The sequence below is a fragment of the Pusillimonas caeni genome, assembly GCF_003545815.1.
GTDB classification, from domain to species: domain Bacteria; phylum Pseudomonadota; class Gammaproteobacteria; order Burkholderiales; family Burkholderiaceae_B; genus Pusillimonas; species Pusillimonas caeni.
This window is the reverse complement of record NZ_PDUW01000006.1, coordinates 222,966-237,052: the sequence shown is the minus strand read 5'-3', so window position 1 is coordinate 237,052 and position 14,087 is coordinate 222,966. Positions and strand designations below refer to the sequence as shown.

15 protein-coding genes are annotated in these 14,087 nt (G+C 64.8%); 6 read left to right on the top strand and 9 right to left on the bottom strand.

Annotated elements, in window-relative coordinates:
• Positions 1–14: 14 nt before the first annotated feature.
• The 5 genes from purE to CSC67_RS14780 all read left to right on the top strand — a co-directional run bounded on the left by purE (position 15) and on the right by CSC67_RS14780 (position 3,680).
• Positions 15–551: a 5-(carboxyamino)imidazole ribonucleotide mutase gene (purE, locus tag CSC67_RS14800; RefSeq protein WP_167752904.1), complete on the top strand. Its 537-nt coding sequence runs from the start codon at positions 15–17 to the stop codon at positions 549–551.
• A gap of 36 nt (positions 552–587) precedes the next feature.
• Positions 588–1,772 (top strand): 5-(carboxyamino)imidazole ribonucleotide synthase, encoded by a 1,185-nt coding sequence (locus CSC67_RS14795; protein ID WP_118995210.1) that lies wholly within the window; start codon positions 588–590, stop codon positions 1,770–1,772.
• Entirely contained in the window at positions 1,760–2,893 is a 1,134-nt protein-coding gene (locus CSC67_RS14790; RefSeq protein WP_118995209.1) for an L-threonylcarbamoyladenylate synthase, read from the top strand. Before CSC67_RS14795 ends, CSC67_RS14790 begins: the two co-directional genes overlap by 13 nt.
• A gap of 210 nt (positions 2,894–3,103) precedes the next feature.
• Positions 3,104–3,403, top strand: a complete 300-nt coding sequence (locus tag CSC67_RS21780) for a BrnT family toxin (protein WP_209304334.1) — start codon at positions 3,104–3,106, stop codon at positions 3,401–3,403.
• On the top strand, positions 3,387–3,680 hold the full coding sequence (locus tag CSC67_RS14780) for a BrnA antitoxin family protein (protein WP_118995208.1): 294 nt from the start codon (positions 3,387–3,389) through the stop codon (positions 3,678–3,680). The genes CSC67_RS21780 and CSC67_RS14780 overlap by 17 nt, the downstream gene beginning before the upstream one ends.
• Positions 3,681–3,712: 32 nt before the next feature.
• On the opposite strand, the gene CSC67_RS14775 is transcribed toward CSC67_RS14780, so the two are convergent.
• The 9 genes from CSC67_RS14775 to CSC67_RS14735 all read right to left on the bottom strand — a co-directional run bounded on the left by CSC67_RS14775 (position 3,713) and on the right by CSC67_RS14735 (position 12,962).
• Complete coding sequence (locus CSC67_RS14775) at positions 3,713–4,423, bottom strand: ABC transporter ATP-binding protein (RefSeq protein WP_118995207.1); 711 nt, start codon at positions 4,421–4,423, stop codon at positions 3,713–3,715.
• Entirely contained in the window at positions 4,420–5,166 is a 747-nt protein-coding gene (locus CSC67_RS14770; protein ID WP_118995206.1) for an ABC transporter ATP-binding protein, read from the bottom strand. The genes CSC67_RS14775 and CSC67_RS14770 overlap by 4 nt, the downstream gene beginning before the upstream one ends.
• A 10-nt stretch (positions 5,167–5,176) precedes the next feature.
• Positions 5,177–6,175, bottom strand: coding sequence for a branched-chain amino acid ABC transporter permease (locus CSC67_RS14765; protein ID WP_118995205.1), 999 nt, complete (start codon positions 6,173–6,175; stop codon positions 5,177–5,179).
• Positions 6,176–6,190: 15 nt separating this feature from the next.
• Positions 6,191–7,069 (bottom strand): branched-chain amino acid ABC transporter permease, encoded by an 879-nt coding sequence (locus CSC67_RS14760; RefSeq protein WP_118995204.1) that lies wholly within the window; start codon positions 7,067–7,069, stop codon positions 6,191–6,193.
• Between the two features lie 70 nt (positions 7,070–7,139).
• Complete coding sequence (locus CSC67_RS14755; RefSeq protein ID WP_118995203.1) at positions 7,140–8,297, bottom strand: ABC transporter substrate-binding protein; 1,158 nt, start codon at positions 8,295–8,297, stop codon at positions 7,140–7,142.
• Between the two features lie 61 nt (positions 8,298–8,358).
• A complete protein-coding gene (locus CSC67_RS14750) occupies positions 8,359–9,174 on the bottom strand; it encodes an alpha/beta fold hydrolase (RefSeq protein ID WP_118995202.1) in 816 nt (271 codons plus the stop codon).
• A gap of 1 nt (position 9,175) precedes the next feature.
• Positions 9,176–10,729 carry a benzoate-CoA ligase family protein gene (locus CSC67_RS14745; RefSeq protein WP_118995201.1) on the bottom strand — a complete coding sequence of 518 codons (1,554 nt, stop codon included), beginning with the start codon at positions 10,727–10,729 and terminating at the stop codon, positions 9,176–9,178.
• 110 nt (positions 10,730–10,839) lie between these two features.
• Positions 10,840–12,378, bottom strand: coding sequence for a 3,4-dehydroadipyl-CoA semialdehyde dehydrogenase (locus tag CSC67_RS14740; protein ID WP_118995200.1), 1,539 nt, complete (start codon positions 12,376–12,378; stop codon positions 10,840–10,842).
• 107 nt (positions 12,379–12,485) lie between these two features.
• Positions 12,486–12,962, bottom strand: coding sequence for a 4-hydroxylaminobenzoate lyase (locus CSC67_RS14735; protein WP_118995199.1), 477 nt, complete (start codon positions 12,960–12,962; stop codon positions 12,486–12,488).
• A gap of 149 nt (positions 12,963–13,111) precedes the next feature.
• Between CSC67_RS14735 and CSC67_RS14730 the strand changes: the two genes are divergently transcribed.
• Positions 13,112–14,050, top strand: a complete 939-nt coding sequence (locus tag CSC67_RS14730) for a helix-turn-helix transcriptional regulator (RefSeq protein ID WP_118995198.1) — start codon at positions 13,112–13,114, stop codon at positions 14,048–14,050.
• The last annotated feature ends 37 nt before the right edge of the window (positions 14,051–14,087 follow it).

Genomic DNA, 14,087 nt, shown 5'->3' with positions numbered 1-14,087 from the left:
TTGCCGATACGCTTATGAGCACCTTCGCCGACACGTCCACCGATGAGCGCCCGCTGATCGGCATCATCATGGGGTCGTCCAGCGACTGGGACATCATGAAACACGCGGCGGACATGCTGAGCGACTTCGGCGTGGCCCACGAAACCCGCGTCATCTCGGCGCACCGCATGCCCGGCGACATGGCGCAGTACGGCGCGCAGGCGGCGCAGCGGGGCTTGCGCGGCATCATTGCCGGCGCGGGCGGCGCAGCCCATCTGCCCGGCATGATGGCCGCGCTCACGCCGGTCCCCGTCTATGGCGTGCCCGTGCCGTCGCGCTATCTCCGAGGCGAGGATTCCCTGCTTTCCATCGTGCAGATGCCCAAGGGCGTGCCGGTCGCCACTTTCGCCATCGGCGAGGCGGGCGCGGCCAACGCCGCCTTGCACGCCATCGCCTGCATGGCGGTTACCGATCCCGCGCTGCGCGACAAGCTCGACGCTTTCCGGGCCAGGCAGACCGAGGCCGCGCGCAACATGGTCGTCCCGCCGCCCGCATCCGGCCGGGCGGGCTGATTTCCTTTTTCAACGCGGGCACAACATCCATCCAACATGAATAAATCTTCCGATGCTTCCGTGATCGCGCCGGGCAACTGGCTCGGCATGCTCGGCGGCGGCCAGTTGGGACGCATGTTCTGCCACGCCGCGCAAAGCATGGGCTACAAGGTCGCCGTGCTGGACCCCGCCGCGGAGTGTCCGGCGGGCGTGGTGGCCGACCTGCACATCCGGGCGGAGTACGATGACGAGCAGGCGCTGGACCGGCTGGCCGGACTGTGCGCCGCGGTCACGACGGAGTTCGAGAACGTGCCCGCGCAAAGCCTGGCGCGGCTGGAACAGAGCGTTCGCGTCAGTCCCGGCTCCCGTTCAGTGGCCGTTGCGCAGGACCGCATCGCCGAGAAGGCCTTTCTGGCGCAGGCAGGCGTGCCTGTGGCGCCGCATATGCCTGTCGTGCAGCCGGGCGACCTCGACGAGGCCGGTCAGGAATTATTTCCCGGCATTCTGAAGTCCGCCCGCCTCGGCTACGACGGCAAGGGCCAGGCGCGCGTCGCCGGCCGCGCCGAAGCGCTGGCGGCATGGGAATCGATGGGGCGCGTCCCTTGCGTGCTCGAGGCGCTGGTGCCGCTTACCAGCGAGATTTCCGTGGTGGTCGCGCGCAACGTGCATGGCGAGGCCGTGGCCTATGCGCCTTCCGTGAACGAGCATCGTGACGGCATTCTGGCGGTTTCCACGGTCGAACCTGCGGGTGCGAGGGTGGCCCAGGCCTTCCATCGGACCGCGGCGCGCATCGCTCAAGATATTGCTCATGCATTGAATTATGTCGGGGTGCTGTGCGTCGAGTTCTTCGTGCTGAACGACGGGCGGCTGGTAGCAAACGAAATGGCGCCGCGGCCTCACAACAGCGGGCACTATACGATCGACGCCTGCATCAGCAGCCAGTTCGAACAGCAGGCCCGCACCATGGCCGGCCAGCCGCTGGGCGATCCTTCCTGCCTGTGCGCTTCGGTCATGTTGAATATATTGGGCGATGTCTGGTTCGACGGCCAGGGCGGCCTGCGCGAGCCCGATTGGACCGGGGTGTTGCGCGTGCCCGGCGCCAAGCTGCATCTCTACGGCAAGGCCGAGGCACGCCGTGCCCGCAAGATGGGCCACGTCACGGTATTGGGCGACACGCTCGAAGCGGCGCGCGGCCGCGCGCGTGACGTTGCCGCGGCGCTGGGAATCCAATGGAAGCAGTGATCGAGCGGGCCGCCCGGCGCCTGCTGGACGGCGGCCTCGTCGCCTTTCCGACCGAAACTGTATATGGCTTGGGGGCGGACGCTGAAAACGTGCAGGCCATTGCGCGCATCTATGCGGCCAAGGGCCGGCCGGCGAACCATCCCGTCATCGTTCATCTGGCGCCCGGCGCCGGCCTCGGCTATTGGGCGGCGCAGGTGCCGCCCCAGGCGCACTTGCTGATCGATGCCTTCTGGCCGGGGCCGCTGACCCTCATCCTGCCCCGAGCCGACCGCATTCCCGCGGACGTGGCCGGCGGCCAGGACAGCATCGGACTGCGCTGCCCGTCGCATCCTGTCGCCCAGGCCTTGCTGCGCCGCTTTGCCGAGCTGAAGGGCGGCCATGGCGGCGTCGCCGCGCCTTCGGCGAATCAGTTCGGCCAAGTGTCTCCCACCCTTGCCGAACACGTGCGGGCCGAATTCCCCGCCATGGCCGAAGAGGACTTGCTCATCCTCGAGGGCGGCGCCTCGGAGGTAGGTATCGAATCGACCATACTGGATCTTTCTCGCCTGGAGCGGGGGGTGGGGCCGATTATTCTGCGCCCAGGCCACATCACGGCCGCCGAGATCGGCGAAGTGCTGGGCCTTGCGCCCGCGGACCTCATCCCCGCCGAGGGGGACGCCGATGCGCGCGATGCGGACCCTGCGCGGCAGCACGAGCAAGTACGGGCGCTAGAGCGAGGCACAGCTCAGGATCAGAGCCAAAACCAGGAGCAGGGACAGGCGCATGCTCACGCGCCTCGCGTTTCCGGTTCGCTCAAGGCCCACTATGCGCCTCGCACGCCTTTGCGGGTATTGCCGCGGCAAGAGATGCTGGCGCTGCTGGACGGCGTCAAGTCCCATGAGGGCCGTGTGGCCTGCGTCATGTTCGAACCGCCCCAAGATGCTTTCGCCTTGGGCCCCGGCGTGGATTGCTTTGCGGCGCCGGCGCAGCCCGATGCCTACGCCCGCGAGCTCTACGCATTGCTGCGCCGCCTGGATCAGGGCGGCTACACCCGCCTGATCTTCGAGCAGCCCCCCCGCTCAGCGCCCTGGCGCGCCGTCAATGACAGGCTGGGCCGCGCCGCGGCGGCCTTCACAGCCTAGTCTTCTTCGCCATCCGCATTGCCCGGCGGCGCAAGGAAGAGGCGAATTCGCTTTCGCTGCGCTTATCCGGGGTGGCCTTCTCGTCCGGCCGGGCGAGTTTGCCTAATGTCCTTTTCCGCCTGCTTACCCTAATTTGATTGCTTGCGCGCCTGATTGGGCAAGTGCGTCCTCCGACGCTTCCAGGTAATGTAATACGTTTGTCTACACATTATGTATAATCAACGCATAAGGATAGCGGGCTTCGACTGGGACAGCGGCAATTGGCCGAAATGCGGCAAGCATGGCGTATCCCTGGCCGAGATTGAAGCAGTGCTGCTGAAAGCGCCCATGGTGATGGCCGATCCTCATCCCGGCGAGCCACGCATGCGTGCAATCGGGAGAACGCCAACTGGCCGATATGTATTCCTGGTGTTTGTGCTGAAGCATGTCAGCGGACAGGCTGTCCTACGGCCCATCAGCGCCCGGTATATGCATAAGAAGGAGGTTGCACATTATGCGAAACAAAGCTAAACCGATGCCTTCGATACGCAGCGATGCCGAAGCCGAACGGTTCGTCGCCGAGGCCGATCTGTCCGAATATGATCTATCGGGCTTTCAACCCATGCATTTCGAAGTCGAACCCAAGTCAGCCGCGCTCAATATGCGCCTGCCCGCCTCGCTGCTCGAGGCGGTAAAAGCCAAGGCCAAGGCCAAAGGCATTCCATATACCCGCTATGTGAGAATGGTGCTGGAGTCCGATGTAGCAGGACGATCCGCAAGCCATGAACGCAAGCCGACGACGTTTTAAGACTGAAGCGCCGTCGGCATAAGCCTGCACCCCTACACCCCCAGATACCGCGTCAGCAGTTCGGTCTGGCTGGCTAGCGTGGCGCTGTCGCGCTGTTCGACCACCTTGCCTTTTTCCAGCACCACGCAGCGATCGGTATGGGTGAGCACCTTGCGGTAGTTGCGGTCCACGATGAGGGTGGCTACGCCGGTATCGCGGATGGCTTCGATGATGCGCCAGATCTCGTTGATGATGAGCGGCGCCAGGCCTTCGGTGGCCTCGTCCAGGATGAGGATGTCCGGATTGGTCATGAGCGCGCGGCCGATGGCCAGCATTTGCTGTTCGCCGCCGGAAAGCTGCTGGCCGCCATGGCCCAGGCGCTCGGTCAGGCGCGGAAAGGTGTCCAGCACGCGCTGGTAGGTCCAGTCCTTGCGGCCCTTGTAGCCGGGGCGGGCGGCCACCAGCAGGTTTTCGCGCACGTCCAGGTTGGGGAAGATGCCGCGCCCTTCGGGCACGTAGGCCACGCCCTGGCGGGCGATCTGATGCGGCTGGGCGCGGGTGTTGTCCTGGCCGCGGATGACGATCTTGCCCTGCGCTGGGGCCAGATGGCCCATGACGGTGCGGATCAGCGTGGTCTTGCCCATGCCGTTGCGGCCCAGCAGCCCGATCGATTCGCCCGCTTCGATGCGCAGGTCGATGCCGTGCAGCACGTGGCTGGCGCCGTAGTAGGTATGCAGCCCGCAGGCTTCGATCAGCGTCGTCATTCTTCGTCTCCGAGATAAGCCGTCTGCACCAGCGGGTTGGCCTTGATGCTGACCGGGTCGCCATGGGCGATGACCGCGCCATTGACCATGACGGTGATTTCGTCGGAAATGCGAAAGACGGCGTCCATGTCGTGTTCGACCAGCAGGATGGCGTGCTCGCTCTTGAGCGAGGCCAGCAGGTTGAGCATGCGGTCGGTTTCTTCAGAGCCCATGCCGGCCAGCGGCTCGTCCAGCAGCAGGACCGTGGGATGGGTGGACAGGCTCATGGCGATTTCGAGCTGGCGCTTGCCGCCGTGCGAAAGCAGCCCGGCGGTCTGGTCGCGAAAGCCCGTCAGGCCCGCCAGTTCGAGCGCCCGGTCGGCCGCTTCGTTGCTTTGCGTGCAGCGGCGGGCCGGTGTCCAGCTCCAGAAGTGCTGATGATTGGCCTGCGCGGTGAGGCGGCAGTTTTCGTGCACGGTGAGGGAGGGAAAAATGGTGGTGCGCTGGTAGCTGCGGCCCATGCCGGCCCGCGCGCGGCGGGGCTGGGGCCAGTCGGTGATGTTCTCCTGGTTCAGGTGAATGGTGCCCTCGTTGGGCGCCAGTTCGCCCGACAGGACGCTGACCAGGGTGGATTTGCCCGCGCCGTTGGTGCCGATGACGGCGTGCACGGCGCCGCGCTTGAGCTCGAGCGACACATTGTCGATGGCCGTCAGGCCGCCGAAGCGGCGCGTGATGTGCTTGGCCGATAGCAGGGTTTGCGTCATGGTACTGCCTTTACTGGGCCGAAGCCGAGGAGATGGACTTGGGACGGCGCCGGTTGCGCCACTGATCGGGCAGACCGGCCAGCCCTTGCGGCAGGGCGGCGACCAGCGCGATGATGGCCAGGCCGAAGGTCAGGTGCCACCTGCTGGCGAATTCGCCGAACAGCGCGTGCGACTGGAAGACCTCTTGCAGCAGGGTCAGCGCGACGGCCCCGACGATGGCGCCCCACAGGCGGCCCATGCCGCCCAGGATGACCATGAGCAGCACCAGGCCCGATTGCTCCCAGGCGAGCAGTTCGGGGTTCACATAGCCGTCCTTGACCGCATACAGAAAGCCTGCCACGCCGGCCAGGCCGCAGCCGATGATGTAGGCGATGAGCTTGTACTTGAAGGTTGAAAAACCCGCGGCGCGCATGCGCTGCTCGTTGACCCGGATGCCGGTCAGGGCCGCGCCGAAGCGCGAGCGCATCAGCAGGGCCAGGAAGAGCCAGGTCAGCAGCAGGCAGACCAGCGTGAACACGTAGAACACGAACTGGTCGTCGATATTGAGCACGACCCAGTCGCCCAGGCGGATCTCGGGACGGAAGTAAAGATAGATGCCGTCGGTGCCGCCGCCCAGCGCCGTGTCGTGAAAGACGTAATAGGCCATCTGGGCAAAGGCCAGCGTGACCATGATGAAATAAATGCCCTTGGTGCGCAGCGCCAGCGCGCCGGTGACCACGGCGTAGGCCATGGCCGCCAGTATGGCGCCGGGCAGCAGCCACAGCATATTGCCCGCGCCCGACTCGGGCGAGAGCAGCGTGACGAAATAGGCGGCGATGCCGAAGAAGGCCGAATGCCCCAGGCTGACCAGGCCGGTACAGCCCACCAGCAGTTGCAGGCTGAGCGCGAACAGGGCGTAGATCATGATCTTGACGACCAGGCCCAGATAGTAGCTGGTGGCGAACGAGGGCAAGGACAGCACCAGCGCCAGCAGCACCAACAGCAAAATGGCACGAAGAATGAAACGCATGCGTGGTCAGCCTTGTCAGTGTTTGAAGAGCCCTTCGGGCTTGAACAGAAGAATGGCGGCCATCAGCAGGTAGACCATGACGCCCGCGGCGGCCGGGAAGAACACCTGTCCGAAGGTGTCGACGAAGCCCACCAGCATGGCGGCCAGGAAAGCGCCCTTGATGGAGCCGATGCCGCCGATGACCACCACCACGAAGCAGATGATCAGTACCGCGTTGCCCATGCCGGGATACACCGAGGAGACCGGGGCGGCGATGGCGCCGGCCAGCGCGGCCAGCGCCACGCCGATGGCGAACACGATGCGGAACAGCCGGTTGATGTCGATGCCCAGCGAATTGATCATTTCGCGGTTGCTGGCACCGGCGCGGATCATCATGCCCAGCCGGGTGCGCGTGAGCACCCAGAACATCAGCGCGGCGACCAGGATGCACACCAGCGAGATGAAGAGCCGATACACGGGATAGGTCATGACGTCGCCCAGGCGCACCGAGCCGGTCAGCCACGAGGGCACCGGCACGCCGTGCACGTCGTTGCCCACGATGATGCTGCGCAGTTCTTCAAAGACGAGGATGAGGCCGTAGGTCATGAGCACCTGCTGAAGGTGCTCGCGCGTGTACAGGTAGCTGTAGAAGGCCCACTCGAGGAAATACCCCAGCACCGTGGCCAGCACCACGCACACCAGCACGGTCAGGACAAAGCCCCCGCCCAGATACTGGGCCACGAGCGGCTGCAGCGCAAAGGCCATGTAGGCGCCGATCATGTAGAAGCTGCCATGGGCCAGATTGATGATGCCCATGATGCCGAAGATGAGGGTCAGGCCGCTGGCGACGAGGAAAAGCAACAGGCCGTATTGCACGGCGTTCAGGCACTGGATCAGGAGGATGGCCGGGTCCACGAATATTCCTTTGGTTCAACGGGGCAAGGGGCGCGCGCGCCGCGCGCACGCGCCCCTTGCGGGTACGGATTTACAGCTTGCAGCCGCGAGCGGGGTCGGCCAGTTTTTCGACCGCGATCTTCACGAACTGGTTCTTGTCGCCTTCGACCTTGCGCAGATACATGTCCTGCACCGGGTTGCCGGCCTTGGACAGCGTGAACTCGCCGCGCGGGCTGTCGATCTTGGCGCTGCGGATGGCGTCGCGCATGGCGTCCTTCTTGCTGATGTCGCCGTCCACGGCCTTCAGGCCCGCTTCGAGCATCTGCGCGGCGTCGTAGCCCTGCACGGCGTAGACGTCGGGCGGAAGCTGCGGGAAGTTCTTGATGTAGTCTTCGCGGAACTTGTTGTCGCGCGGCGTATCCAGGCCGTCGGCATAGTGCAGCGCGGTCTGCAGGCCCTGGGCCGATGCGCCCTGGGCTTCGAGCGTGCCGTCGGTGAGGAAGCCGGCGCCATACAGGGGAATCGAGTCTTTCAGGCCGGCCGCGGCATAGTCCTGAACGAACTTGACGGCGCCGCCGCCGGCAAAGAAGGTGTAGACCGCATCGGGCTTGAGCGAGGCGATTTCTGTCAGCAGAGGCTGGAACTCGACGTTGGGGAACGGCAGGGTGAGGTGCTTGACGACCTTGCCGCCGGCCTTCTCGAAGGACTCTTTGAAGCCGTCGGTGGACTCTTTGCCGGCCGCGTAGTTCCAGGAAATGGTGACGGCGGTTTTGTCGCCGTTTTCGGCCGCCACGGCGCCCATGGCATAGCCGGGCTGCCAGTTCGAGAACGAAGAACGGAACACGTTCTTGCTGCACAGGGGCCCGGTGATGGCGTCGGCGCCGGCGTTCGGAATGATGAGGGTGGTGTCGGAATCGTTGGCCGCCTTGGCCAGGGCCATGGCCACGCCCGAGTGCACGGTGCCGACCAGGATGTCGACGCCGTCGCGCTTGATCAGGCGGTTGGCGTTCTCGGGGCCCTTCGAGGGATTGGATTCATCGTCGACCTTGAAGTACTGGACCTCTTGGCCGGCCAGCTTGCCGCCTTGCTCTTGCACATACAGCTTGAAGCCGTTTTCGATGGCTTCGCCCAGCTTGGCGTACGTGCCGCTGTACGGCAGCATGAAGCCGACCTTGACGGCGGCGAACGCACTGCCGGCGCTGAGTGCAAGCGCCGTGGCCAGGGCGGTATGGGTGAAGATTTTTTTCATTGCCTACTCCTGTTTTTTATGAAAAGGGATGACTTCAGGGATGCGCAAGAGGGCGCGCGGTTCAGGAAAGATCGCGGATGAAATCCGTGACCTCGTTGATGACTGTTTCGGGCTGGTCTTTGTGGGCGGAATGGCGGCAGCGCTCAATGATACAGAGCTTTGCATGTGTTGCAATCCGTTTAATCCCTCGAATCTGTTCGAGCGTGCCGTATTCATCGTCGACGCCTTGCAAGGCCAGGATCGGGCAGCGGATCTTGTCCAGGCAGGACTCGATGTTCCAGTGGCGAAAGGCGGGATTCAGCCAGATGTCGTTCCAGCCCCAGAAGGCCGAATCCGGGTCGTCGTGGTAGCGCGCCAGGCGTTGGGGCAGATCGGTCTCCAAGTAGGCGACGCGGGCTCTTTCGATGTTTTCGATGGAAATGTCTTCGACGAAGATGTGCGGCGCCGCGACGACGATGGCCTTGGCCGCGTCGGGATACATGGCGGCATACAGCAGGGCGATCGAGCCGCCGTCGCTATGTCCGAGCAGCACGGGTTTTTCGTCCTGCAGGCCCAGGGCCTCGAACAGCGCCGGCAAGACCTCGCGGGCCTGGTCGTGCATGTATTCGACGGACCATTTTTCATCCGGGGGCCGGGGCGTGCTGGCGCCATAGGCATAGCGCGAAAAAACCAGGCCGCGGCAGCCGGCGGCTTCGCACAGCTGGGCGGGCCAGTCTTTCCACATCGAGGCCGAACCCAGGCCCTCGTGCAGGAAGACGATCAGGTCGGCGTCCCGCTTCTCGGGCGCGATCAGGCTGTACTCGATGTCCATCTCGCGGCCCAGCGCGCGTATGCGCACATGGGTCGGCGCCTTGGCCAGAGCGGCTGTGTTCGGCATGTCAGTGCCTCTCTTGTTCGCGCAGGCGGAAGCGCTGGATCTTGCCCGTCGCCGTCTTGGGCAGTTCGTCGACGAAGTGTATGGTGCGCGGATACTTGAAGGGAGCCAGCTGGCCCTTGACGAAGGCCTGGAGCTCTTGCTGGATGGCGTCGCAGGCGGCATTGCCGGAACGCAGCACGACGTAGGCGGTGGTCTTGACCAGGCCCTGTCCGTCGGCCGCGCCGATGACGGCGGCCTCCAGCACGGCGGTGTGCTGGATGAGGATGTTCTCGACCTCGATGGGCGATACGTACTGGCCGCTGACCTTGATCATGTCGTCGCTGCGGCCCGAGTAGGTGTAATAGCCTTCTTCGTCGCACACATATTTGTCGCCGCTCTTGACCCAGTCGCCCAGGAAGGTCGAACGGGTCTTGTCGCGGTTGTTCCAGTACATGAGGGCGGCGCTGGGCCCCCTGATATAGAGGTCGCCGATGGCGCCGCGCGGCACCGGCCGGCCCTCGTCGTCGCGCAGCTCGACCTCGTAGCCCGGCACGGGCTTGCCGGTCGTGCCGTAGCGCAGGTCGTCTTCGCGATTGGACAGGAAGATGTGCAGCATCTCGGTAGAGCCGATGCCGTCGAGGATGCGGCAGCCGAATTGCTGGGTGAAGCGGTCGCCGATATCGCGCGGCAGGGCCTCGCCGGCCGACGCGCACACCCGCATGGCCACCTCGGCCTTCGAGGGGATGGCGTCGTAGGCCAGCATGCTGGCGTACAGGGTGGGCACGCCACAGAAGACAGTGGGCTTGTATTCGACCAGGCGCTTGTACACGGCCGCCGGCGTGGGACGTTCGTCCATCAGCACCACCGTGGCGCCGACCGACAGGGGAAAGGTCAGGCCGTTGCCCAGTCCATAGGCGAAGAAGAGCTTGGCGGCCGAAAACACGATGTCGTCCTCGCGCACGCCCAGCACCGGCTTGCCATAGAGCTCGGCGGTGTGCCACAGATTCGCGTGGCTGTGCACCACGCCCTTGGGCTGGCCGGTCGAGCCCGACGAGTAGAGCCAGAAAGCGATCTCGTCCGCCTTGGTGGGGGCGGGCGGCGCCTCGGGGGCCTGCTGCAGGCGGCTTTCGAATTCGATGTGGCCGGCGGCAAGTTCGCCCTGAGGACGGGCCACGACGATGTGCTTGACTTCGTGGCGGGCGCTGGCCATGGCCTCCTGGACCGTGGCAAGCAGGGGCTCGGAGACGAACACCGCCTGGCAGCGGCTGTGTTCCATCATGTAGGCATAGTCGGCGGCGGGCAGCAGCGTGTTGACGGCCACCGGCACCACGCCGGCGTGCAGGGCGCCCAGGAAGACGACCGGCCAATCATTGGTGTCGAGCATGGAAAGCAGAATGCGCTCTTCGCGGCGAATGCCGAGCTCGGCGAGCAAGCCCGCGAACTTGGCGACGCGTGTGGCCAGTTCGCCGTATGACAGCGTGCCCTGGCTGTCGATATAGGCCGTCTTGCCGGCGCGGCCCGCATTGATTTCGGCGATATGTTGAGCAAAGTTGAATTCTGCGGGGCAGGCTTGCATGAGTGTCTCCAGATCTTGCGTAGGTACTGCTGGCGGCGCTGGGCGTCTTTGTGTCGGTTGGGTTGTCTTATAGGGTGTTGCGTGGGTCGTGCTTCAACGGGCGGGGCCTATCAGGGGCTGGCGGTGAGCTGCGCCAGGACCTCGGGCGGGGCCTGGATGGCGGCCAGGCGATGATAGAAGGCCAGGGCGCGCAGGCCGCCAAGCTCCTGGCCGCCGCCGGCGCGTCCGGGACCGCCATGGTTGGATTGCGGCATGGCATTGCCATGCCCTGTCTGTACTTTGGCGACCTCGCTGTTGATGACGTGGACGCGGCCGTGGCTTTCGGCCAGCCTCAGCGCGGCACGTGCCAGGAAGCCGGGATCTTCGCCATAGACGGAGGCCACCAGCGAACCCATGCCGCGGCGGGCCAGCGCATAGGCATGCTCGGGGTCGCGGTAGGGCATGATGGTGGCCACGGGGCCGAAGACCTCGGTTTCGTGGACCAGCGCCAGGCCGTCGGGATCGCGGGTGCCGAACAGCATGGGCGCCACGCAGGCATGGTCGGTCGATTCGGCCAGTATGGGGGTGTTGCGGCCGTCGAAGACGACGTCGCAGTGGCCGGCCAGCAGTTCAATGCCCTCCTGGACGGCTTTTTTCTGCTGGGCGCTGACCAGGCTGCCCATGCGCACGGATTCGTTGCGCGGATCGCCCACGGTGATCGTCTGCAGCTTGTCGGCGATGGCCTTGGCGACGGCGTCGTAGCTGGCTTCGGGCACCAGGATGCGCCGGATGGCCGTGCATTTCTGCCCGGACTTGATGGTGAGCTCGCGCACCACTTCGCGCACCAGCAGGTCGGCGCCCGTACCTTCGGGGTCGAGCAGGGCGCAGTTGACGCTGTCGGTTTCAGCGTTGAAACGCACGCCGTCATGCTGGATGCGCGGATGCCGGCGCAGGGTGGCGGCGGTGTCGGCCGAACCGGTGAACGACACCATGTCCAGGCCGTTCAGGGCGTCCATCATGCCTTCGGGACGCCCGCAGACGATGTTCAGGCTGCCTTCGGGCAGAATGCCCGCTTCGATCACGTCCTTGACCATCTCATGAGTGAGCCAGGCCGTGGCCGTGGCGGGCTTGACCACGACCGGCACGCCGGAAAGCAGGGCGGGGGCGGCTTTTTCCCACAGCCCCCAGGCCGGGAAATTGAAGGCGTTGATGAGCAGGGCGACGCCGTGCGCGGGAACCTCGATGTGTTGGGTAGCGAAGGCCTTGTCCTTGGCCAGCGAGTCGGAGTCGCCGTCCAGATGCACCTGGCCGTCGGTGAGCTTGGCGCCCAGTTTGGCGTAATAAGACAGCGTGTAGATGCTGCCGTCGACGTCGACGGCCGTGTCGTTCTTGACGGTGCCGGAGTTCTGCAGCGAGATGTCGTAGTATTTGTCGCGATTGGCCTGCAGCACCTGCGCCACCTGGGACAGCAGCCCGGCGCGCTCGGCGTAGCTGAGCTTGCGCAGGGCGACCCCGCCCTGTTCGCGGGCGAAGTCATAGGCGGCGGCCATGTCCACGCCCTTGGCGCAGACCGCAACCAGCGGTGTGCCCAGAACGGGGTCGACCAGGACGGCGCCGTCGCCGGTGCCTTCCTGCCATCGGCCTTGAACATAGTTAGCAAGTTTCTTCATAAGTATCCAATTCGGTTTTTAGAGCGGGGCGAACGGAGTCCGCCGGAAAGACGGCCGGCCGTGGCGCGCCTCGGGCCTGCGGACTGTCCTTGTAGCGTCAACAGGCCCTAGTGCCGGGTGAACTCGATCTTGCCTTCGGGCAACAGATAGAGCACCAGGGCGCGCCCCTGCGTCACGGTGGGGCTGTGGGCGGAATCGGGTCCATACACCAGCCAGCCGCCCGGCTGGCCGTCAAAGCGCGCGTCCTGCGAAGCGGCCATGGGCATGATGAGGTCGATCTCGCCATTGGGATGCCGATGGTGGGGGCCGGCGATGTCTTCCATGTCGACGACGTCGACGGAATAATTGTGCAGTTCGGCCGCGGGCTTGATGACACGGCCGTAACGCAGGCCGCCGGCTTCGTACTGGCACATCCAGCCCTCTTGGACCCCGGTTCTACAGGCCTCCACAATGCGTTGACAGACGTCGCCGCCGTAAGGAAACTGCTTATTCAGTTTTTCCTGAAGGGTTTTGTCGAGGGGCTGGGCGCCGATAAAATCTGTTACCTGGCGGATAAGCCCCTGAAATGTCTCGATGTTGCTCATGTTGCGTCCTTCTTGGATCGGCTCGGGCGCATGGCCTGGGACCTGCCGGGCGCCGATCCGATGTGCTTGTCAGGCTGAAAATTATGCCTTTTCTTCTGTCATGTCAAGCACTATAATGCATATCAACGGCTTTCTTAGGGTTTTTCTGGGTGAAGAATAAAGCACTAGATGATAAGGTCGCCGCCACGGCGGCCAATACGGAGACAGTGCGCGACGCCTACCTGCTTGCGCTGGGCGAGCGCGTGCGGCGGTTGCGCGCAAGGCGCGGCATGACGCGCAAGGAGCTCGCCCGGGCCGCGGCGGTGTCCGAGCGGCATCTGGCCAATCTCGAACGAGGTGTGGGCAATGTGTCCATCCTGGTGCTGCAAAGCATTGCGGGGGCTTTCAATTGCGCAATGGCCGAACTGGTCGGCGACGTCACCACTTCCACGCCCGAATGGCTGCTGATCCGTGAACTGCTCGAAGGCCGCGGCGAACAAGAGCTTCAGCTGGCCCGCCAGACGCTTTCCGAACTGTTCGCCGGCCAGCCCGAAAGGCCGCCCCGCAACCGCCTGCGCCAGATCGCCTTGATCGGCCTGCGCGGCGCGGGCAAGTCCACGCTGGGGCGCATGCTGGCGGCCGATATCGGCTATCCCTTCATCGAACTCAGCAGCGAGATCGAGCGGGTGGCGGGTTGCGGCATACTCGAAATCCACAGCCTGTACGGCGCCACCGCCTACCGGCGCTACGAGCGCCGGGCCCTCGAAGAGGCGCTGCAGCTGTATCCGGATATGGTTCTGGCTACGCCGGGCGGCCTGGTGTCAGAGCCCTCCACCATGAATCTCATGCTGGCCCATTGCTACAGCGTATGGGTCAAGGCCACGCCCGAAGACCACATGGCCCGGGTCATGGCGCAGGGCGATTTCCGTCCCATGGCGGGCAACAACGAGGCCATGGCCGACCTCAAGCGCATCCTCGCCAGCCGCGAGGCTTTTTATTCCAAGGCCGATTTCATCTGCTCGACCAGCAATCACTCGCTTTCCGATTCCTTCGACATTCTGCGCACCCACATCCGGGAAGCGGCCGGCCTGCCGCTGCAGGCCGCCTGAGTTGCCATGCATTTTCGTGCATGTTTTGATTGACGCA